We start from the raw sequence: 20,609 nt of genomic DNA, 5'->3' as shown, positions 1-20,609 counted from the left end.
AGGTAATCAATGGCAAGCAGAATCGAAGAATTTGACGAGAAAATTCTTGCCTGCGCAAAAGAAGAATTTTTGGAAAAAGGCTATACGGATGCTTCAATACGGACGATTGCCCAAAATGCTGGTGTCAGCACCAGCACAATATATACGCGGTATTCAGATAAAGAGGGATTATTCCGATTTCTTGTAGAACCAGCAGCTAACGGGCTGAAAGAGTTGTTGCGGCAGTCATTAAATGGTTTTTCTTCTTTGACGGAGCGCGAGCAGAATGAAAAAATCATGGAATATTCAGATCGTGGTTTTGAAGGCGTGATTGCATATATCTATGAGTATTTTTCTGAATTTAAGCTGCTGATTACCAGAGCACCGGGAAACTACTATCAGGATTTTTTAGAAGGATTAGTAGAACTGGATACGGGCTGCACAAAAAAATTCTTGATTCAAGCTGGAAGTAAAGCTCTGGCAGAGGGACGCATTACAGATGGATTTTTACACGTTGTTTCCAGTGCTTTTTACTCCGGCATCTTTGAGGTAGTAATCCATGACATGCCGATGGAAGAAGCAAAGAAGTATATCAATGAATTGCGCTCTTTTTATGGGAATGGCTGGAAAGAATACTATCGAAAATAGGAAAGAAGGTGTGAAGAAAATGCAGAAAACAAAAGACTTTTGTGTGGACGAAAACGGATGGATACACTGCCCTTTTTGTAAATGCAGAACGCGGACAAAGATACGAGCAGATACTTCACTAAAGAACTTTCCAATATTTTGTCCCAAATGCAAACAGGAATGTTTGATAGATGTTGACAACATGAAAATACGATTATCAGTAGTGCCAGACGCTAAGACGCAGAGCCGATAATTTGTTTGTGTAAATCACATGACAGATTATCGGCTTATTTTTTTGAATAAAAGTTAGTAAAAACTAACATAAGGAGGGATTTATATGAATCAGTCGCAGGGCGGCAAGCCATTTGGCAGGCTTGTAGAGTTTGCAAGACCGCATAAGACGGGCTACATCATTTCTGTTGTTCTTGCTGTGTTGGGAGTTGCCTTTGGCATTGTTCCCTATTTTGCAACAGCCAGAATGACGATTGAGTTGCTCTCCGGGAATCGGGATTTATCATTTTATATGATGTGGTGTTTGATTTCCGGCGGTGGCTTTGTCCTAAAAGCGATATTGATGGGGATTTCCACAAGGGCATCCCATGAAGCAACCTTTGCAGTGCTGTCCGAGGCAAGGAGGAAAATTGCCTCAAAACTTACCAGAGTGCCGATGGGCTATATTCTCAACACTCCGTCCGGGCAGCTAAAAAATGGCATGGTGGAACGAATTGAACAGTTAGAGGTTCCCCTTGCTCATGTAATTCCGGAAATGACCTCAAATCTTCTCGTACCAATCGCAATCATCATTTATCTGTTCATTCTGGACTGGAGAATGGCGTTAGTATCGTTGATTACCATTCCTGTTGGAATGATGTGCTACATGGGAATGATGAAAGAATATCCCAAGAAGTATGGGGAAGTTGTAAAAGCCGGAAATCACATGAGCGCAACAACGGTAGAATACATCGGCGGTATTGAAGTTATTAAGGCGTTTAATCAGGCGGATAATTCCTATCAGAAATTTACAGATGCCGTTCATGCAAACGCAGACCTGATTTTAGACTGGATGAAAGACACACAAAAATATTCGGCAATTATGATGAGTGTATGGCCTGCGGCGCTGATCAGTGTACTTCCAGTTGGATGCCTGTTTTACATGAATGGTTCCCTGTCATCCGCTACCTTTATTACGGTTATTGTCCTGTCATTGGGAATTGCAGGCCCGCTTGTAGCCGCGATGTTCTTTACTGATGATATTGCAAAAATAGGCACCGTAATGGGCGAGATTGACGGGATATTAAACCAGCCGGAACTTGTCCGGCCAGAGGGAAAATACGATTTGCCAAACCTTGATATTTCTCTGGAAAATGTCTATTTTGCATACGACGAAAAAGAGGTCTTGAAAGGAATTAATCTGACAATTCCCCAAGGAAAGATTACAGCTTTTGTAGGACCGTCCGGCAGCGGAAAATCAACGATTGCAAAATTGATCGCGTCCTTTTGGGATGTGACCGGGGGATTGATTACGATTGGTGGTAAAAGCGTAAAAGAAATTTCTACCGACCAACTGAACGATTTAATTTCCTATGTATCGCAGGATAATTATCTGTTTAACGACACGGTGCGTAACAATATCCGTATGGGCAAACCGGAGGCAAGCGATTCCGAAGTGGAGCAGATTGCAAAGGCTTCCGGCTGCCACGAGTTTATTATGAATCTTGAACATGGATATGAAACCGTGGTTGGCGGTGCCGGAGGGCACTTGTCCGGTGGAGAACGCCAGAGAATTGCGATTGCCAGAGCTATGCTAAAAAACGCCCCGATTGTGATTCTTGATGAAGCAACTTCCTATACTGACCCAGAAAATGAAGCGGTAATACAGGAGGCCATCAGCCGATTGACAAAGGGAAAAACATTGATTGTAATTGCTCACCGCTTGTCCACAATAACGGATGCCGACCAGATCGTTGTTGTAAAGGATGGGACAATCCAAGCGAAGGGAACGCATGAGGAATTACTAAAAGAGTGCAGTCTTTATCATACGATGTGGACAGCCCATATAGGTGCAAAGGAGGTGAAAACAGTATGATACATTCTTTTAGAAAATTTTTTGAATTTGCGGGCCGCCAGAGCCGAAACTGGTATTTAGGACTCTTGTATGAAATCATACGGTGCATTTTAGAGGCTCTGCAATTTGCTGCCCTTCTGGTAGTGCTGGACGGATTAGTCCATGATAATATCACCGCACAGACTGCGCTTTTAGCCTTCGGTATTATGCTGGTCAGTGTGATCGGCACCGCTATTTTCTGGTATCTGGCGCATGGAAAAGAAGGCGAAGGCAGCTACCGAATGTGTGAGGATAAGAGGATTCAAATTGGCAACCGTATGAAATATATGCCGATGGGTTATTTCAATAGCCATAGTCTGGGCAACCTCACATCCGTTTCAACAGCGACTATGAGCGACCTTGAAAGCATGTCCTTTGCTGTTATCGTACGGACTTTGGTTGGTGTAATCCACGCAAGTATCTTTTCTGTTGCCATGAGCTATTTTAGCTGGAAGATCAGTTTGATTTTTTTAACTGGCGTAATTTTGTTCATGGTAATTAACACAATGCTCCTGCGCTGCTCCAAAAGATTATCTCCCATACGGTTAGATGCACAAACAGAATTTATGGACGCTGTACTGGAATACATACAGGGAATGAGCGTTGTGCGAGCGTTCCACATGGCAAAGCAATCAAATACCACACTGGAAAAATCTATTGACGAAACACAGAGGAAAAACCAGCTTATTGAAAGACAGCGAATTCCCTATATAGCTGCCGAGCAGGTTGTCCTTCGGATTGCCAGTGCCGCTGCTGCTTTCTGCTCTATCGCTCTTTTCATAAACGGCACGCTGGAATTGACATATTGTCTGATAATCTTAGTATCGGCGTTCATGGTATATAGCCAGTTGGAAAGCGCGGGAGAAATGTTCTTTATGCTTTCCATGATCGATGCTTCTATTGACCGTGTGGAAGAAATCAACCAAAGTCCTCAGATTGACATTGACGGCAAAGAACAGACCCCAGACCGGCTGGACATTGAAATGCAGGATGTGAGTTTTTCCTATGGGGATAAAAAAGTAATCGATCATGTATCGCTCACAATTCCACAAGGAACCACAACGGCGATTGTCGGTCCGTCGGGTTCTGGAAAAACAACACTGGTAAATTTAATCGCACGCTTTTGGGATGTTGATAGCGGCAGCGTCCGTATCGGCGGCATTGATGTCAAAGATTATAAGCTGGACAGCCTGATGAAAAATATCAGCATGGTATTCCAGAATGTGTATCTGTTCCCTGACACGATTGAGAACAATATCAAATTCGGCTGCCCTAACGCCACCCATGAAGATGTCGTAAAGGCAGCAAAGGCGGCAAGGTGCCATGACTTCATCTCAGCATTACCGGAGGGTTACCAGACGGTAATCGGAGAAAGCGGTGCAACCATTTCCGGCGGTGAAAAGCAGAGGATTTCTATTGCAAGAGCGATTATGAAAGATGCACCCATCATTATTCTTGACGAGGCCACAGCGAATGTTGATCCCGAAAATGAAGCCGAGCTTCAGAGAGCGATTGAGGCGCTGACACAGGGAAAAACAATTATTATGATTGCTCATCGGTTGAAAACTGTAAAAAATGCAGATCAAATCATCGTTATCGACCGTGGTAAAATCTCTCAGCAAGGTACGCATGACGAGCTTATCAAACAAGCAGGTATTTATGCAGATTTTGTTGGTATGAGAGAAAAAGCTATCGGTTGGAAAATCAAGGCAGACAGCCTTGCATAAAAGAAAGGAGTTCCTACAATGGACAAGAAAAAATTGAACGCAAAAGACTTTATCAACATCGGTATTTTTACCGTCATCTACTTTGTGATGTTCTTTATCACAGGTATGCTGGGTTACATCCCTATCTTTGCAGTTATCATTCCACTTGTACTGGGAATATTGGGCGGCATCCCGTTCATGCTGTTCCTGACAAAGACCGGAAAATTTGGTGCAGCAACTATTATGGGTACGCTGGTCAGCGTCCTCTGCTTTCTGATGGGACAAAGCTGGATTTCGATTCCGTTTGGAATCGTATTCGGTTTTCTTGCTGATTTAATCTTCAAGGCTGGCGAATATAAAAGCTGGAAACATACTGTGCTGGGATATTGCGTGTTTACCGAATGGGTAGTCGGCTCCATGCTGCCTATGTGGATTATGAGAGATACTTTCTTTGAGGCGTACAGAAGCAAAGGAGGTACGGATGAATACATCAACGCCGTTATGGGCCTTACCGCTAACTGGATGCTGCCGGTAGTCATTGTTTTAGGCCTTGTTGGCGGAGTGATCGGCGCGTATTTGGGCAAGGCAATTTTGAAGAAGCATTTTGTAAAGGCGGGCATTGTTTAATGAAACCAGAATTATTACTGTCAGTTGATTCGGAGCGACGTTTCTGGCTTGATCCAAGAACAAAGCTATATATGCTGGTAATATTCAGTATTGTAATGATTGACGGAAAAACGGACGGTATTAGTTTCTGGTTAAAGCCGATTCTGGCATTGGTACCCTTTTTCCTCCTGCTTTCGGGCAGTAGGAAAAAGGTTGCCATCATCTATTTGATTGTTTTTGTTGTTTCATGGATGGTGAACATATTTCTTGTTCCGTATATGGGACTAATAGGAACAATTATAATATCGCTGCTGGCTCAATTTGGAACACGATGGTTTCCAAGCGCCATGATGGGCTATTATCTTCTCTCGACTACAAAGGTTAGTGAGTTTGTCCTTGCCATGCAGCGTATGCATATACCAGAAGCATTCATTATCCCGTTTTCTGTTATGTTCCGGTTCTTCCCTACAATTTCCGAAGAAGCGGGATCTATTGGAAACGCTATGCGTATGAGAGGAATCACGGGGAAAAATTTTTTCAAGAATCCACAAGCAGTATTAGAATATCGAATTGTCCCTCTTATGATGTCTGTAGTAACAATAGGGAATGACCTGTCTGCGGCAGCTTTGACAAGAGGATTAGGAAACGGAAAAAAGCGTACAAGCATTTGTAAGATCGGTTTCCATTGGAAAGATTTTGCGCTTATGATTATTGTTACTGCTGCCCTGTTGGTGTTCCTGCTTTTTTAGGAGGGCTGAAATGATAGAGTTTAAGGATGTAGCCTTTCAATATGAGCAAGGCAGTTCAAAAGGAAAAATCGAAAATATAAATTTGACTATCCATGACGGAGAGGTTGTTTTGATCTGCGGAGAATCCGGCTGCGGAAAGACTACACTCACACGTTTAATAAATGGGCTTATCCCGCATTATTACGAAGGAACGCTTACCGGGCAGACGATTGTGGAAGGGATAGATGTAAAAAATGTATCCCTTTATGCTTTGTCTGGTGTGGTTGGTTCTGTTTTTCAAAATCCAAGGACACAATTTTTTACAGTGGATACTACCAGTGAAATTGCATTTGGATGTGAGAATTTGGCAATCGACGCAGACGAAATCAATTCGCGGATAGAAAAAACGGTAGGCGCGTTAAAAATCGAAGATTTACTGAATAGGAGCTTATTTGCACTGTCCGGTGGCGAAAAACAGAAAGTTGCCTGTGCGTCCGTTTCCGCAATGGAACCGGATATATTCGTACTGGACGAGCCATCTTCCAATTTGGATATTAAATCAATCAGAGAATTAAAAGATGTATTGCGGAAATGGAAAGCACAGGGGAAAACGATTGTGATTGCGGAACATCGCCTGTATTACCTGATGGATATTGCAGATCGCATTCTATATATGCAGGGCGGGCAAATAAAAGAAAACCTTTCCATCTCCGACTTCAAAAAGAAATCTACAGGCGAATTGCACGCGCTGGGTCTTAGAACTTTACAGTCTGAAGATTTTAGTAAAATGCAGAGCACAGTGTGTGCGACAAAGCAGCTATATATCAGGGACTTTGAAGTTTCTTATAAAAATGCTTCCGGAGGTAAGAAGAAAAAGCGGAAGGTGCTGGATATATCAGATTTGATGATTCCGCAAGGTTCGGTGGTTGGAGTAGTCGGCAACAATGGAGCCGGGAAAACGACTTTTGCTAACAATTTATGCGGATTGCTCAAAACCGCAAAAGGCTGTATGAGCATGAATGGAAAAACTTATATGGCAAATCAGAGAATTAAGACCTGCTATATGGTTATGCAGGACGTAAACCACCAACTTTTTACGGAAAGTGTAATGGATGAAATCTTGCTTAGTCTGGATAATTCAGATGAAGAAAAAGCGGCGCATGAGGCAGAAAGTATTATGGAAAGTCTGCACATTTCAGAATTTAGAGACGCCCATCCTATGTCGTTGTCCGGCGGACAGAAACAGAGGGTAGCGATTGCCAGCGCGATTGCGTCTGATAAACAGGTTATTGTTTTTGACGAGCCTACAAGCGGATTGGATTATCGGCACATGAAAAAAGTGGCAGAGAATTTGCGGGAATTGAGTTCGTTGGGGAAAACCTTGTTTATTGTTACTCATGACCCGGAGCTGATTGCGGAGTGCTGCAATTACTTTGTCTTTATAGAAAACGGAAAAGTGCTATGGAGTGATGGATGGAACAGAATAAGCAGGGAACGACTGCAAAGGTTCTTTGCTTTTGAAGGTGATTAAATATAAAACTTCATGCGTCCGGGGAGGACTACCTGGAAACCATCCTTGTTCTCCAAAAGAAACGCGGTATGGTGCGCTCCGTAGATGTGGCCCGGCACATGGAGGTGTCAAAGCCCAGCGTGTGCCATGCAGTGGCTACCCTGCGGGACGGCGGCTTTATTATGATGGACGAAGATCACTTTCTCCATCTGACCGATGTGGGCCGCGAGGTGGCTGAAAAAATCTATAAACGTCACTGCATCTTTACTGAGCAGCTTATCTCCGCAGGCGTTGACCCCAAGACTGAGGAGGCCGACGCCTGCCGGATTGAACACATCATCAGCGATGAGAGTTTTGACCGGCTGAAAGAGGCAGCCGAACAAGAGCAAAACTAAAACCGAATAAGCCAAGCGATCCTGCCCCGCAAGACGGGGAAAGAAAAAAACCGTTGCAGGGCAGGCAGCTTTGTGCGCCCAAAATGGATTTTCCAGGTACTGCGGCGGTTTTGAGTAACATCAAGGCCGCCGTTCCTTATGCCCTCAACAAAGGAGTGACGACTACACGCTGACACGGCGGCTTTAGGAGGGAACCGCCATGAAGCACATTGACCGCCGACAAATTCAGACGATATTTCACTACCGTCAAAAAAAGCCCAGTCAACGAACAGGCCCGTCTGGCAGCCGGTGCGAAAATTGTCATTCTGTAAGTGAATATTGGAGTTTTTGCGCTCGAATAGCTTTCTGCTGTCCGGGCGTTTTTTCATACCTGTGGGGCCGTAACATCGGGCCAGCATGGCCCGAACCCTGGCCCCAGTGCCGTTCTCCGCCGCCCCATTCAGATTTACCAAAAAAATCTGAATGGAGGAAAGGCAGATGGAAGTTACCATCAATTATAACGGACAAGCTGTGGCCGTGGAGGTTACGCTGGAAGTCTATGAATTTCTTGACCGGGCCGATCACAAAACGGAGAACCTGTTTCATGAACAGCGGAGGCATTGGGATGGCCGGGAGTTTGACGAGTACATAGCTTTTACCGAGGGCGTGGGCGTTTACAGTGAAACGCCGGAGGAATACCTTTGCCGCATGGAAACGCTGCATGAGCTGATGGCTGTTCTGGACACCTGTACCGAGGCCCAGCGCCGCCGGTTCCTGCTCTATGCGCTTGACGGGCTGAGCCTTGCAGAGATCGGTGTGCTGTGCAGCTGCTCCAAAGTGGCTGTTTATCAAAGTGTGGAGGCGGTCAGAAAAAAATTTATAAATTTCTTTGAGAACAGGCTTAACGAATGACCTGTTTTCTGGCTACCAAGTGAAAGGGATCATTTCCCTTATCTCAGCGAGGGGCGGACAGCGGACGAGCTGTCCGCCTCTCCGATTTTCAGGAGGTAAGCCTATGAAAACAATCAATCTGCGGTGGATGTATCCCCACTACCGGCATGACGAGTTTGTGGATGTTACGGACGAGGTATGGGCAGCGATGTATCAGGCCAAGCGGGAGATGGAGAACTATGAGCGTCGGAAAGTCTACCACCGCGCCTACTACTCTCTGGACGCATACAGCTGGCTGGAAAATTACGCACTGGAACACAGCAGATCGCCGGAAGATATTTTGCTGGAACGAGAAGAAATGACCACCCGCCTATACCTGATTGCAGCTCTGCCGGTGGCTCTGGCTCATGCCACTCCGACACAGGCCCGCCGTGTTCACGCCTACTACATTGCTGGTATCAAGCAGCCGGAAATCGCCCGGAGAGAGGGTATCCATAGCAGTAAGGTCAGCGTTGCCATCCACCGGGGGCTGCGGAATATGCGCCGCTGCTATGATGGCCTTTTCCAAACAGAGTGAGGGCGTGCCTATGCAGACCATCAATCTCAAACAATATTATCCATTTTGCAAAGAGGACATTTTTGTGGAGGTGTCCGATGAGATCGTCGAAGCGTTTCTTCTGGACAAGAGAGCCGAGGCCGCCAGAGATCGCAAGATGTTCCGGTATAAGGCGTTTTATTCCCTCGATTGTAACGATGGAATCGAAAATGCCGCCATCGGCTGGGCGCAGCCATCGCCGGAGGACTACCTGATAGAAAAAGAAGAATTAGCCGAATACGAAGAACTGATACGGCGATTGTATGAAGCCATTTCTTTCCTGCCGCCTATGCAGGCTCGCCGTGTCCATGCCCGCTATATGCTGGGTATGAAAGTGAAAGATATTGCCGCAATGGAGGGTATCACGCCATCACAGGCGGGAAAATCCATCCATGCCGCACTGCGGAGGCTGCGCCGGTACTTTGCTCGACAGAAATGGACGGTCAATCTATGAGTATTTCCAAAGAAAAGAGGTGCCTGACATGAACGAAAAAATTACAGCCCACCCCCAAAAAGAAGAACGGGAGAAAGTCCTGAAGGAGATTCGGCAGCTTGAAAACCGAAAGAAGATTTTGGAGAACAAGCAGCGGAACGAAGAACGCAGGGTTCGCACCCGCCGCCTGATTGAGCGTGGAGCCGTTTTGGAGGGGATTTTCCCGTTGGCTCCCGACCTTTCCGGCGCGGAGGTCAAAGCATTTCTGATTACCCTGTCCCATCTTCCGGGGGCTGCGGAATTGACTGCAAACCTGCCAAAATCCGGGGACACGCCATAAGTCCCTTGTTTACAAGGGCGCACTTATACACCGTTGCCGGTGCTGTGCGCCCTGCCGGGGGCGTTGCGTACTTCGTCCACGATGGGAAGCTACGCTCCCCAAACCCCTTGTGCGCTCTGCGCAGCCAGACACCCACTTTGCGTTTGTCCGGCTCCACAGAGCCTGTTATCCCCTCACTGAAAGGAGGTGTTCCCCATAGATTTCTGTCATATCCCCATCAGTATCATCAAGCGCAGCGCAGGCCGTTCTGCTGTTGCCGCAGCTGCTTACCGCAGCGGAACCAAGCTGACAAATGAATGGGACGGCATGACCCACGACTACACCCGGAAAGGCGGCATTGTTCATGCGGAGATCATGCTGCCTGCTTACGCCCCGCCGGAATTTGCAGACCGTTCTATCCTCTGGAACAGCGTGGAGCAAATCGAGAAGGCAAGGGACAGCCAGCTTGCCCGCGAGATTGAGGCAGCTCTGCCCCGCGAACTGTCCAGAGAACAGCAGCTTGCCCTTGTCCGGTCCTATGTGAAGGACAACTTTGTGGACAAGGGGATGTGCGCCGATTTTGCTATCCATGACAAGGGAACCGGCAACCCTCATGTCCATATCATGCTGACGCTCCGGCCTCTGAAAGAAAATGGACAGTGGGGCGCAAAGTGCCGCAAGGCATACGATCTGGACGAGAATGGACAGCGTATCCCGGATGGGAAAGGCGGCTGGAAAAATCATCGTGAGGATACAACCGATTGGAACGATAAAGGAAATGTGGAGATTTGGCGGGCAGCGTGGGCAGCCTACACCAACCGGGCGCTGGAATCTGCCGGTAGACCGGAGCGCATTGACCACCGCAGCTACAAGCGGCAGGGCATTGATAAAATCCCCTCTGTCCATCTGGGGCCAGCCGCCAGCCAAATGGAAAAGCGCGGCATCCGCACCGACAAGGGCGAAGTAAACCGGCAGATCGCCGCCGACAACAAGCTGCTGAAAGAAATCAAAGCCCGCATTACCCGTCTTTATCTCTGGTCGAAAGACGAAGCGGAAAAACCACAAACGCAGCAAAGCAGCTTGATCGCCTTGTGGGAAGCCCAACAGCAGTTGAACGCTCCCCGCACCCGCACCGGCAAAATCCGGGCTTTGCAAGAAAGCGCTGCACTATTCAGCTTTTTGCAGGCAAACGGCATCCAGTCTATGCAGCAGCTTCATGAAAAAATCGCTGATATGAACAGCTGTTACTATGACCTGCGGGGAAAGATCGTCAAGGCTGAGCGCCGGATCGCCATTCTTACCGAACGCGGGGAGATGTGGGAACAGTACAACCAGTACAAGTCCATCCACAAGCAGCTTGCCAAAGTAAAGCCGGAAAAACGGGAACAGTTTGAACAGCGCCACAGCCGGGAACTGATTCTGTATGACGCAGCGGCCCGGTATCTGAAAGAACTGAAAGACAGCGGCGAGGCAATCACCCCGAAGGCATGGCAGTGGGAGATCGACCAGCTGACCGCCGGAAAGCAGACGGACACGCTTGCCATGAAATCCATGAGGGAGGATTTGAAAGCAGTGGAACGGCTCCGCAAAACCGCCGAGCAGCTGTCCCGACAGGAAAGGGACAAGTCTCACGACCGTGGGCCGGAGCGGTAAAGGCTACCGCGTTTTGGCGTACCCCTGTCAAGTGCGTCGCGTTTCACGACATACCTTTGCATACAGAAAAACCGCCGTACAGGTTTCCCCATACGGCGGCAGACTGTTTATTTGCCGAACAAGTCGCTGTGTGTGCCGGTGCGGGCCAGCGTCAGCACCAGAACATCATCCTCTATGCGATAGACAAGCAGCCAGTCCGGGAGAATATGACATTCCCGATGGCCTGCCCAATCGCCGGACAGGTCATGGTCGCGGTTTTTATCCGGCAGCGGCTCGCCCATTGCCAGCAATGCTACGACCTGCTCCAGCAGCTCAATCTTCAAGCCACGCTTGATGGCTCGTTTGTAGTCCTTTTTGAAACTGGTCGTGTACTTGACGGTATATTTGGTTTCTTTCATCTTTTCAGGTCAGCAAACAACTCGTCAAGGTCATTGTAGCCCTTTACAGACGGGTCTTTTGCAATCCTTTCCGCTTCCAGCATGGCAGCAACCGTTTCTTTGTTCGGCTGTTCCAGCCTTACTTCAAAGGGAATGCCGCCTTCACGAAGCGACTGGCGCACAAAGATGTTAAACGCCGTAGTCAGGTTCATGCCAAGTTCAGTAAACAGTGCGTCCGCCTGTGCTTTCAAATCTGCGTCCATGCGGATACTGATGTTTGTGGTATTTCCAGCCATACGATCAACCCCTTTCTGCTGGCAATTATAGTATATGCCATTTGCACGAAGAAAACAATACATTGCACGAATATTTAACAATAAATTCATTTAAGGAGGTTACCAACTTTATGAAAGAAATCATTTATGAAGAACAATAAGTCTGAACCTATCCCCGTCATGGATTACCGCCAGTACCGCAGAGTGCGGAGGCTGGTGCATGAGTGCTGTAACTACATCGACGGAAACTGTATCGCCCTGGACGATGGGGAGGAATGTGTCTGTGTCCAGTCTATTTCCTACTCCCTGTTGTGCAGGTGGTTTCGGGCGGCGGTATTGCCGCAGGATAAGGAACTGGAAACGGCGCTGTTCCACCGGCTGAATGCAAAGAAATGCGCCGTATGTGAGGCGCTGTTTACCCCCGGTTCCAACCGGGCCAAATACTGCCCGGAATGTGCCGCACGCATGAAGCGGATCAACGCCGCAAAGCGCAAGCGGAAACAACGGGAGAAATGTCACGCTTTAGGGGCTGAAAAACCCTTGTAAATCAAGGCTTTTTTCGAGGGTGTCAAAGGCAGGCTGATAGATTTATCCTCTGACCCCTAAAACGGTCTTAAAATGCGTACAGAATCCCAAGAGAAACCCCAAGGAGGAACCCTATGTCAGACAACCGAAAATATTATTACCTGAAACTCAAAGAAAACTATTTTGACGATGATTCCATCGTGCTGCTGGAAAGTATGCAGGATGGTGTGCTGTATTCCAACATTCTGCTCAAGCTGTATCTGAAATCGCTGAAACATGGTGGACGGCTTCAACTTGACGAGGACATTCCTTACACGGCGCAGATGATCGCCACCATTACCCGCCAGCAGATCGGCACTGTGGAGAGAGCCTTGCAGATCTTTTTGAAGCTGGGTCTTGTGGAAGTGCTGGACAGCGGCACATTCTACATGAGCAACATCGAACTTTTAATCGGCCAGTCCTCTACCGAGGCCGAGCGAAAGCGGGCTGCAAGGCTTCAAAATAAGGCTCTTTCTGCGCCCCGGACAAACGGCGGACATTTGTCCGACATTCGTCCACCAGAGATAGAGATAGAGTTAGAGAAAGAGATAGAGATAAAGAGAGAGATAGAGAAGGGACGCTCCGCCCGCGCCTATGGCCGTTACCAGAATGTTTTCCTGACGGACGAGGAACTGGCAGACTTGCAGGTCAGCTTTCCTGCTGTATGGGGCCAGTACATCGAAAAGCTGTCCGAATACATGGCCTCTACCGGTAAGCGGTATCAGAGCCATGCCGCCACCATCCGGCGCTGGGCCGGTGAAGACGCGAAAAAGGCGGCCCCGCCCACCCGCAACCGGGATTACAGCGTAAAGGAGGATGAAACCGTATGATGGAGATTACCGCAGAAATCCGGGCGCTGATCGACAAGGAAGCCGTCGGTATGGAACTGGCCGGGGACGAGTACATAGACCCGGCAGACGGCCTCATTCACTGTAAGAAATGCGGCGGCCAGAGGCAGACCGTTGTGCCATGCTTCGGGAAATCCGGCTACTTTATGCCGCGCTGCATCTGCCAGTGCCAGCGGGAGGCTGAGGAGCAGCGCAAGGCTGCTGAAGAACGGCAGCGCCGCATGGAGCGTATCAAACGCCGAAAGGCACAGGGCTTGCAAGACCGCTATCTCTATGACTACACCTTTGCCAACGACAACGGCGAAAACCCATTGATGGACAAGGCCCGCGCCTATGTGGAGAACTGGAAGGAGGCATATAAGAGCAATATCGGGCTTTTGCTGTTTGGAGATGTGGGAACCGGCAAGTCTTTCTTCGCCGGATGTATTGCCAACGCTTTGCTTGACCAGGATGTGCCGGTGCTGATGACGAACTTTCCCACCATCCTGAACCGTCTGACGGGAATGTTTTCCGAGGACAGGGCCGACTTTATCGCCAGCTTTGACGAGTATGACCTGCTTATCATTGACGATCTGGGAGTAGAGCGCAGTACCGAATATGCTATGGAGCAGATGTTTTTCGTCATCGACAGCCGCTACCGCAGCCGCAGGCCCATGATTATCACAACAAACTTGAAACTGTCCGAGCTGAAAACCCCGCCTGATCTGGCCCACGCCCGTATCTATGACCGTATTCTGGAACGGTGTGCGCCGATTCTTTTTGACGGGAAGAATTTCCGGGAAGAAAATGCCGGTGCTACCCGACAGACAGCAAAAGACATTGTAAACAGTAAGCACGACTGATTTTTTACCGGGCGGCACAGACCCGTTCGGAGAAAGGAGCGCCATGAACAAAGAACCCCGTACTATGCAGGTGGCAGACGCCGTTACTGCGTCCAGAGCGCCGGAAAACACGCCGGCGATGGTAAAGAAAATCGGTAAGACAACCTACAAGGTTCATGTCCATTTCAGCAATACCAGCACAGAAACCATGAGCGATAAAATCAAGCGTATGCTCAAGAATGAAATTCAGCAGATGTGATAGACTGATAAACGAAGCCGCCTTGTGTTAAACTGATGATGGTACACGCCAAAACTTTTAGCCAAGGAGGACATGAAAATGCTGTACACAGAAAAAGAGAAAAATGAGATTGAGCGCGTCCGTAAAGTGTTCGAGAAACACATCCAACAAATGACTGCTTATGATTTGGTTTGGTCGGACAAGGTCGGCTATGTGTGGCTGGCAATATCTATCGACCCAGTCTATATTGATACCGGCAACTGGATAGAGTCCGCTGCTGGCCTTTGTTATGAGTGCTTGAATGATATAGCACTGGATGTTTTTGGAATGACCGGAAACGACCATGACTTCGAGGACGCCGATCCGCTGGAACTGGCCGAGATTAAGCGGCGCTGGAAACCCTATATCGGCCAACTGCCGGAATATGCGTACCTTTGCGACGAACTGTTAAGCAGGAGCAAATAACCCATCCGCAAAAGTGTCAGGAGCTAAAATCTGCTTCTGGCACTTTTTTTGTGGCTTTTTTGTGAATTTGATTAAAAAGTCCTTGACAATTTGTCTCTGGAAAAACAGCAAAATCTATCCTTATAAGCTGCGGTGCAAGGCTTGCTCCATTCGATATTCAAGAGCTGCGGGACTTGATGAAAGAAGATGAACTTGAGATTGATACACTTGGAGATAGAAAGACAGCACTCTTTGTAATTATCTCTGATACGGATGATACTTTTAACTTTGTAGTGTCAATTATGTACTCGCAGCTATTTAACCTTCTTTGCGATAAGGCAGATGATGTATATGGTGGTAGACTTCCAATTCATGTTAGGTGTCTACTTGATGAATTTGCGAATATCGGCTTAATTCCAAAATTTGAAAAACTAATAGCGACAATCCGTTCCAGAGAAATATCAGCAAGTATAATTCTTCAAGCGCAATCTCAACTAAAGGCAATCTACAAAGATAATGCTGACACAATCGTGGGGAATTGTGATAGTACCTTGTTTCTTGGCGGAAAGGAAAAAACTACATTAAAGGAACTTTCCGAAATACTGGGAAAAGAAACCATAGACCTTTACAACACATCGGAAACAAGGAGTAATCAAAAGAGTTTTGGACTTAATTACCAAAAGACAGGTAAGGAGCTTATGAGTCAAGATGAGATAACCGTAATGGATGGTGGCAAGTGTATCTTTCAGCTTAGAGGTGTAAGACCTTTTCTATCGGATAAATTCGATATTACAAAGCATAAAAACTATAAGCTACTTGAGGATTATGATAAGAAAAATTTGTTTGATATAGAAAGTTATATGAAGCGAAAAGGGAAAGCAAAACTAAATAGAGAAACAGTTATTACAAGAGTGCAGTAAGTCTAAAGAACATAGATTTGCCGCTTTTTTTATTACTCAAAGTCAGGAGGTAAGATGATAAGAATACGAAGCCCCACTAAGAAAAAAGTAAATAGTATGAACATTAGCGATTGGAAAAGAAAAAACTCCGGTCGCTTTTTTATTGAAAAGAAAAGGAGAAATTTTTAATGAAGCAAGAAATGATTAACATCAATGCCAACTTAGTTGCAGAACCAACTTTTTCAAGTTTTGACAAAGAGGGAGAAACTGTTGAGGTTGCAAACTTCACGCTTGTAAAAAAGTATGGGAAAGGTAAGGAGTATATCAACTGTGCAGCCTATGGAGAAAAAGCGGAGAAAGTAAAAGCCTTTGAAAAAGGCGATTTAATCCATATTTTCGGTTACTTTAAGAAGCGTGAAAAAGACGGAAAGACTTACAAAAACTTTGTTGTGAAGTCATATAACAAGATTGAAACGAAAGAAAAAAACGAGGAGGAATAAACAATGGAATTTTTTACACAGGCAGTAAATGTATTAAAGATTTTAGTTATGGCAGTAGGTGCAGGACTTGGAGCATGGGGCGTTATTAACCTGATGGAAGGTTATGGTAATGATAATCCGGGTGCAAAGTCTCAGGGCATTAAGCAGTTAATGGCAGGAGGAGGTATCGTCCTTATTGGATTAAAGCTGATTCCACTTCTTGCAAATGTACTCAAGTAAGAAGAAAAGGAGAAGGTAAATGTTTGGGATATTCGACAAGATAGAGGAGTTTTTCAAAGACATTCTACTGGGCGGTATCCAAGCGAATCTTGAGTCCATGTTTCTTGACATCAACGATAAAGTTGGTGCCATTGCAACAGATGTAGGAAAGACCCCGATGGGGTGGAACGGACAGGTTTTCAGCTTTATAAAAAGCATTAACGATTCCGTTGTCATCCCCATAGCGGGGCTAATCATAACGGCAGTCCTTTGTATCGAGCTTATCAATATAGTTATGCAAAAGAACAATATGCACGATACGGATACCTTTGAATTTTTCAAATACATCATAAAGATGTGGATTGCCGTATGGTTAGTGTCTCATGCTTTTGAGTTTTCTATGGCGGTCTTTGATGTGGCACAGCACATGGTAAATAAAGCGGCAGGGGTCATCAATACCTCTGCCGTTATCTCAGGAGATCAGATAGTAAAAATGGTAGATGGCTTAAAAGATAAAGGTCTTGGAGAGCTTGTCATGATACTCTTTGAAACCTCGCTCATAAAGATAGCTATACAGGGAATCTCTATTGTGATTATGTTGGTGGTTTACGGAAGAATGTTTGAGATTTATGTTTACTCATCCGTTTCAGCTATTCCATTTGCCACAATGGGAAATAAAGAGTGGGGGCAGATTGGAATAAACTATATCAAAGGCTTATTTGCCATAGGATTACAAGGACTCTTTTTAATGGTTTGTCTTGGAATATACACAGTATTAGTTAAGACAATACAGATAACAGATATACACACAAGTACCTTTACGATACTTGGATATGCGGTTTTGCTAGGGTTAATGATGTTAAAGAGCGGAACACTGGCCAAAAGCATATTAAATGCACACTAAAAGAAAGGAAAGTTAATATGAATAAAAGAAAAACAGTATTTATAGTAATAATCGGAGCCGGTATTATGGCGGTGATGGATAGAATCAGGCTTCACAGTAAGGTAGAGGACTTGGAAGAAAGAATAAAAGACATCGGTCGCTGCCATAATGATTTTTGCTTAATGCAGGAAAGATATAACAGAAGTACAGATGAACAGATTGCAAGTATTCAGGAAGAAATCGGCTCCGTATATGAGCATATAGAAGAACTTTCAAAGGTAAAAGAAGATGGGAGGTAAATTATGGCATATGTACCTATCCCAAAAGACTTAAAGAAGGTAAAAACAAAGGTAGCATTTAACCTGACGAAAAGACAGCTTATCGGTTTTACGATTGCAGGACTTATTGGAATACCAATCTATTTATTTATGCGAAAGGTCGTTCCAAATGATATAGCAGTCATCTTTCTCATTGTGTCCACTCTCCCTATATTTTTCATCACTCTTTTTGAAAAGGACGGACTTAGCTTTGAGAAATATTTTAAGTATATTTACTTTCATAAGTTTTATCAGCCACAGAAAAGAGTGAGAAAGGAGGTTTACCTTGAAAGGCAAAAGAAAGATTCAGCAACTAAAGTTAGAGCAAAACAAAAAGAATTTAAGAAGTCAAAAACAGGACTTAAAGCAAAATAAGAGAAAGTCTAAAAAAGATAAGGGCGGACTACTCGATCTTGTCTTTAGAAAAGAGCCGAAAAGATACACCGTCGAAGATACCATTCCATATCTTAGACTTTTAAAAAGCGGGATATGTCAGATTGATGAGAAGCATTTTAATAAGAGTATCGCCTTTGAGGACATAAACTATCAGCTTGCATTAGAAGAAGATAGGGATTTGATTTTTAATCAGTTTGCAAACTTTATCAATTCCTTTGATCCAAGTATCAGCATAGAGTTTTCATATATCAATCAGCTTGGCAGAAATGAAGAAATGAAGACGGCAATTCAAATGCCTGATAAAAAGGACGGGTTTGACGATATACGCCTTGAGTTTCGAGAAATGCTGAAAAGTCAGATTGTAAAAGGAAATAACGGACTGAAAAAATCAAAGTATGTAATCTTTACGGTTGAAGCCGACAATTTGGAGCAGGCTACTTCAAAATTGGAAAGACTGGAGATAGATATATTATCGAGTCTTAAAAGTATGGGAGTAAGAGCAGAAAGCCTTAACGGAGAGGAAAGGCTAAAGATACTTCATGATGTTTTAAATCCCAATAAGACCTTTGAATTTTCATATAAGGACTTGAAGAAAAAGGAAAGTACAAAGACATATATCGCTCCTGATGAATTTAACTTTACACCATCAAGGTATTTTAAGTTTGGAAAGTTTATCGGAGCAGCAAGCCATTTTCAAATTCTTGCAAGTGAGCTTTCAGATCGTATGCTTGCCGAGTTTTTGGATATTGACGATAACATCAATATCTCTTTTCACATCAAGGCGATTGAGCAGTCAGAAGCCATCAAGATGGTAAAAAGAAAAAATACCGATATTGACAAGATGAAGATTGAGGAAAACAAAAAAGCGGTAAGATCGGGATATGATATGGACATTCTTCCAAGTGATTTAATTACCTATGGAGAAGATGTAAAGAGCCTTTTAAAAGACTTGCAGACAAGAGATGAAAGAATGTTTGTTGTAACCATTATCTTTATGAACTTTGCAAGGACAATTCAAAAGCTGGACAATACCATTTCTCGAATCAGTTCCATTGCCAATAAACATAATTGCAAGCTAAAAAGACTTGACCACTCACAGGAGCAGGGCTTAATCAGTGTACTTCCTCTTGGGGTAAATAAGATTGAAATTGACAGAGGACTAACCTCATCCTCTACAGCGGTTTTTATGCCTTTTACCACAGAGGAGCTTTTTATCAATTCAAGTAATAGCTTGTACTACGGATTAAATGCCCTAAGTCATAACTTGATTATGGCAGATAGAAAGAAACTGAAAAATCCCAACGGTCTAATCCTCGGAACTCCGGGAAGTGGTAAATCCTTTAGTGCAAAAAGAGAAATGGCAAATGCCATTCTTACAACCGATGATGATGTGATTATTTGCGATCCGGAAGGCGAGTACGGGAACCTTGTGCGTCAGTTTAAGGGAGAAGTCATAAAGGTCAGTAGTAAGTCAAAAGACTATCTCAATCCCCTTGACATCAATATGAACTATGGCGATGGGGACGCACCACTGAAAGATAAAGCGAACTTTATTATGTCTATGCTTGAGCTTGTTGTAGGTGGTAGCGGTCTTACAGCAGAAGAAAAGTCGGTTATAGACAGATGCCTTCCTAAGATTTATGAAAAGTATTTCGAAAATCCGGAGCCTTGTAATATGCCTATTCTTCAAAATCTGTACGATATGCTAAAAAATCAGGAAGAAAAAGTCGGCAAAAAACTGGCAACGGAAATGGAGATTTATGTAACAGGCTCTCTTAATGTATTTAACCACCAGTCCAATGTGGACTTAAATAAGCAGCTACTTTGTTTTGATATTAAGGAGCTTGGAAGTCAGCTTAAAAAAATCGGAATGCTTGTTATTCAGGATCAGGTGTGGAACAAGGTATCGCAAAACAGAGGAAATAAGGCTACAAGGTACTATATTGACGAGTTTCACTTGCTTTTAAAAGATGAGCAGACAGCTTCCTATTCCGTAGAGATTTGGAAAAGATTTCGTAAGTGGGGAGGAATCCCGACAGGCATTACACAGAATGTCAAAGACCTACTGATGAGTAAGGAGATAGAAAATATCTTTGACAATACAGACTTTGTTTTAATGCTCAATCAGGCTTCAGGCGATAGAGAAATTTTAGCAAGGAAACTTAAAATATCACAGCCACAGCTAAAATATGTAACCAATTCCAATGCAGGAGAAGGCCTTTTGTTTTTTGGAAATACAATTGTTCCTTTCCTTGATAAGTTTCCGAAAGATACTATTCTTTATCAGAAGATGACAACCAAGCCTGAAGAAGTGAGGTAGCCTT

At 45.0% G+C, this 20,609-nt stretch carries 26 protein-coding genes and 1 pseudogene; 25 read left to right on the top strand and 2 right to left on the bottom strand.

Annotated features, from left to right (window positions below):
* The first annotated feature begins 9 nt into the window (after nt 1-9).
* From G4D54_15420 to G4D54_15360, 13 genes are all read left to right on the top strand, one after another.
* Entirely contained in the window at nt 10-627 is a 618-nt protein-coding gene (locus tag G4D54_15420) for a TetR/AcrR family transcriptional regulator (GenBank protein QJA03724.1), read from the top strand.
* Between the two features lie 43 nt (nt 628-670).
* Nucleotides 671-859, top strand: a complete 189-nt coding sequence (locus tag G4D54_15415) for a conjugal transfer protein (protein ID QJA05217.1) — start codon at nt 671-673, stop codon at nt 857-859.
* 84 nt (nt 860-943) lie between these two features.
* The gene (locus G4D54_15410; GenBank protein ID QJA03723.1) at nt 944-2,692 is read left to right on the top strand and encodes an ABC transporter ATP-binding protein; all 1,749 of its coding nucleotides are present in this window, start codon (nt 944-946) and stop codon (nt 2,690-2,692) included.
* Nucleotides 2,689-4,437, top strand: coding sequence for an ABC transporter ATP-binding protein (locus G4D54_15405; protein ID QJA03722.1), 1,749 nt, complete (start codon nt 2,689-2,691; stop codon nt 4,435-4,437). The genes G4D54_15410 and G4D54_15405 overlap by 4 nt, the downstream gene beginning before the upstream one ends.
* Before the next feature lie 18 nt (nt 4,438-4,455).
* A complete protein-coding gene (locus G4D54_15400; GenBank protein ID QJA03721.1) occupies nt 4,456-5,043 on the top strand; it encodes an MptD family putative ECF transporter S component in 588 nt (195 codons plus the stop codon).
* The gene (locus tag G4D54_15395; protein ID QJA03720.1) at nt 5,043-5,771 is read left to right on the top strand and encodes an energy-coupling factor transporter transmembrane protein EcfT; all 729 of its coding nucleotides are present in this window, start codon (nt 5,043-5,045) and stop codon (nt 5,769-5,771) included. Before G4D54_15400 ends, G4D54_15395 begins: the two co-directional genes overlap by 1 nt.
* Nucleotides 5,772-5,781: 10 nt before the next feature.
* Nucleotides 5,782-7,281 (top strand): energy-coupling factor ABC transporter ATP-binding protein, encoded by a 1,500-nt coding sequence (locus tag G4D54_15390; protein ID QJA03719.1) that lies wholly within the window; start codon nt 5,782-5,784, stop codon nt 7,279-7,281.
* A 2-nt stretch (nt 7,282-7,283) separates the two neighbouring features.
* Nucleotides 7,284-7,655 carry a metal-dependent transcriptional regulator gene (locus G4D54_15385; GenBank protein ID QJA05216.1) on the top strand — a complete coding sequence of 124 codons (372 nt, stop codon included), beginning with the start codon at nt 7,284-7,286 and terminating at the stop codon, nt 7,653-7,655.
* Between the two features lie 477 nt (nt 7,656-8,132).
* Nucleotides 8,133-8,546, top strand: coding sequence for a sigma-70 family RNA polymerase sigma factor (locus G4D54_15380; protein ID QJA03718.1), 414 nt, complete (start codon nt 8,133-8,135; stop codon nt 8,544-8,546).
* A gap of 103 nt (nt 8,547-8,649) precedes the next feature.
* Nucleotides 8,650-9,102 carry an RNA polymerase subunit sigma-24 gene (locus G4D54_15375; GenBank protein ID QJA05215.1) on the top strand — a complete coding sequence of 151 codons (453 nt, stop codon included), beginning with the start codon at nt 8,650-8,652 and terminating at the stop codon, nt 9,100-9,102.
* A 10-nt stretch (nt 9,103-9,112) separates the two neighbouring features.
* Nucleotides 9,113-9,574, top strand: a complete 462-nt coding sequence (locus G4D54_15370) for a sigma-70 family RNA polymerase sigma factor (GenBank protein ID QJA03717.1) — start codon at nt 9,113-9,115, stop codon at nt 9,572-9,574.
* A 28-nt stretch (nt 9,575-9,602) separates the two neighbouring features.
* Complete coding sequence (locus tag G4D54_15365; protein QJA03716.1) at nt 9,603-9,893, top strand: DUF3847 domain-containing protein; 291 nt, start codon at nt 9,603-9,605, stop codon at nt 9,891-9,893.
* 186 nt (nt 9,894-10,079) lie between these two features.
* On the top strand, nt 10,080-11,525 hold the full coding sequence (locus G4D54_15360) for a MobA/MobL family protein (protein QJA03715.1): 1,446 nt from the start codon (nt 10,080-10,082) through the stop codon (nt 11,523-11,525).
* Nucleotides 11,526-11,632: 107 nt separating this feature from the next.
* On the opposite strand, the gene G4D54_15355 is transcribed toward G4D54_15360, so the two are convergent.
* Nucleotides 11,633-11,923 carry a type II toxin-antitoxin system YafQ family toxin gene (locus G4D54_15355; GenBank protein QJA03714.1) on the bottom strand — a complete coding sequence of 97 codons (291 nt, stop codon included), beginning with the start codon at nt 11,921-11,923 and terminating at the stop codon, nt 11,633-11,635.
* Nucleotides 11,920-12,198: a type II toxin-antitoxin system RelB/DinJ family antitoxin gene (locus tag G4D54_15350; GenBank protein QJA03713.1), complete on the bottom strand. Its 279-nt coding sequence runs from the start codon at nt 12,196-12,198 to the stop codon at nt 11,920-11,922. The genes G4D54_15355 and G4D54_15350 overlap by 4 nt, the downstream gene beginning before the upstream one ends.
* A 126-nt stretch (nt 12,199-12,324) precedes the next feature.
* Between G4D54_15350 and G4D54_15345 the strand changes: the two genes are divergently transcribed.
* From G4D54_15345 to G4D54_15290, 12 genes and pseudogenes are all read left to right on the top strand, one after another.
* The gene (locus G4D54_15345) at nt 12,325-12,723 is read left to right on the top strand and encodes a hypothetical protein (protein QJA03712.1); all 399 of its coding nucleotides are present in this window, start codon (nt 12,325-12,327) and stop codon (nt 12,721-12,723) included.
* A 113-nt stretch (nt 12,724-12,836) separates the two neighbouring features.
* The gene (locus G4D54_15340) at nt 12,837-13,571 is read left to right on the top strand and encodes a replication protein (protein QJA03711.1); all 735 of its coding nucleotides are present in this window, start codon (nt 12,837-12,839) and stop codon (nt 13,569-13,571) included.
* A complete protein-coding gene (locus tag G4D54_15335; GenBank protein QJA03710.1) occupies nt 13,568-14,431 on the top strand; it encodes an ATP-binding protein in 864 nt (287 codons plus the stop codon). Before G4D54_15340 ends, G4D54_15335 begins: the two co-directional genes overlap by 4 nt.
* Nucleotides 14,432-14,474: 43 nt before the next feature.
* Nucleotides 14,475-14,669 carry a hypothetical protein gene (locus tag G4D54_15330; protein ID QJA03709.1) on the top strand — a complete coding sequence of 65 codons (195 nt, stop codon included), beginning with the start codon at nt 14,475-14,477 and terminating at the stop codon, nt 14,667-14,669.
* A gap of 78 nt (nt 14,670-14,747) precedes the next feature.
* The gene (locus tag G4D54_15325) at nt 14,748-15,113 is read left to right on the top strand and encodes a hypothetical protein (protein QJA03708.1); all 366 of its coding nucleotides are present in this window, start codon (nt 14,748-14,750) and stop codon (nt 15,111-15,113) included.
* A 95-nt stretch (nt 15,114-15,208) separates the two neighbouring features.
* Nucleotides 15,209-16,012 (top strand): annotated as a pseudogene (locus G4D54_15320) (TraM recognition domain-containing protein).
* 167 nt (nt 16,013-16,179) lie between these two features.
* Nucleotides 16,180-16,491 carry a single-stranded DNA-binding protein gene (locus G4D54_15315; GenBank protein ID QJA03707.1) on the top strand — a complete coding sequence of 104 codons (312 nt, stop codon included), beginning with the start codon at nt 16,180-16,182 and terminating at the stop codon, nt 16,489-16,491.
* A gap of 3 nt (nt 16,492-16,494) precedes the next feature.
* Complete coding sequence (locus G4D54_15310) at nt 16,495-16,710, top strand: conjugal transfer protein (GenBank protein QJA03706.1); 216 nt, start codon at nt 16,495-16,497, stop codon at nt 16,708-16,710.
* A gap of 19 nt (nt 16,711-16,729) precedes the next feature.
* Nucleotides 16,730-17,593 (top strand): hypothetical protein, encoded by an 864-nt coding sequence (locus tag G4D54_15305; protein QJA03705.1) that lies wholly within the window; start codon nt 16,730-16,732, stop codon nt 17,591-17,593.
* Between the two features lie 17 nt (nt 17,594-17,610).
* Nucleotides 17,611-17,871 (top strand): conjugal transfer protein, encoded by a 261-nt coding sequence (locus G4D54_15300; GenBank protein QJA03704.1) that lies wholly within the window; start codon nt 17,611-17,613, stop codon nt 17,869-17,871.
* Between the two features lie 3 nt (nt 17,872-17,874).
* Nucleotides 17,875-18,264, top strand: a complete 390-nt coding sequence (locus tag G4D54_15295; GenBank protein QJA03703.1) for a PrgI family protein — start codon at nt 17,875-17,877, stop codon at nt 18,262-18,264.
* Nucleotides 18,176-20,605, top strand: a complete 2,430-nt coding sequence (locus tag G4D54_15290; protein ID QJA03702.1) for a DUF87 domain-containing protein — start codon at nt 18,176-18,178, stop codon at nt 20,603-20,605. Before G4D54_15295 ends, G4D54_15290 begins: the two co-directional genes overlap by 89 nt.
* Nucleotides 20,606-20,609: the final 4 nt, after the last annotated feature.

Origin of the sequence: [Clostridium] innocuum, from assembly GCA_012317185.1 — a bacterium.
GTDB classification, from domain to species: Bacteria; Bacillota_I; Bacilli_A; order Erysipelotrichales; family Erysipelotrichaceae; genus Clostridium_AQ; species Clostridium_AQ innocuum.
This window is presented reverse-complemented; position numbering and strand designations above follow the sequence as displayed.